The 661-nt window shown below is 65.8% G+C and carries 1 protein-coding gene; it reads left to right on the forward strand.

Features of this window, described 5'->3' with window-relative positions:
• Positions 1-125 precede the first annotated feature (125 nt).
• On the forward strand, positions 126-661 hold a 536-nt coding region (locus LRF89_RS13290; RefSeq protein ID WP_238637379.1), incomplete at its 3' end, for an integrase core domain-containing protein.

Below are 661 nucleotides of genomic sequence, written 5' to 3' on the forward strand. Positions count from 1 at the left end.
CGTTCTATCGCATCCTGCACGAGCACGATGAGCAGCATCACCGCGGCCCCAAGGCGGCTCCTCAGCCCCCACGGCCCAAGCCAACGCTGTGCGCCGACCGGCCCAACCGCTGTTGGAGTTGGGATGTGACCTATCTGCCGACCGCGATCCGCGGGCAGTTCTTCTACCTGTACCTGATCATCGACCTCTACAGCCGCAAGATCGTCGGCCAGGAGGTCTTCGAGGCGGAGAACGCCGCCAATAGCGCGAGACTCATCGAACGCGCCACGCTGCAGGAGGGGTGCCGGCACGAGGATCTGATCATCCATGCGGATAACGGCGGCCCGTTCAAGGGCTCTCAGCTGCACGCCACGCTCGAGCGGCTTGGCGTGGGCAGCTCCTACAGCCGTCCCGCGGTCTCCAACGACAATGCTTTCTCGGAGTCACTGTTCGGTACGGCCAAGACCCGGCCGGACTACCCGAGGAACGGGTTCAACGACCTGGCCGAGGCGCGCGCCTGGGCCCTGCGCTTCACCAAGTGGTACAACGCCGAACACCGGCACCGGGAGATCAACGGCGTCACGCCCAATCAACGCCACGCCGGCGAGGACCACGCCATCCTGGCGCGGCGCAAGGCGCTCTACGAGCAGGCGAAAGCCAACAACCCGGGGCGCTCCAACAA

The sequence above is a fragment of the Halorhodospira sp. 9621 genome (assembly GCF_022228055.1).
In the GTDB taxonomy this organism is placed as follows: Bacteria; Pseudomonadota; Gammaproteobacteria; order Nitrococcales; family Halorhodospiraceae; genus Halorhodospira; species Halorhodospira halophila_A.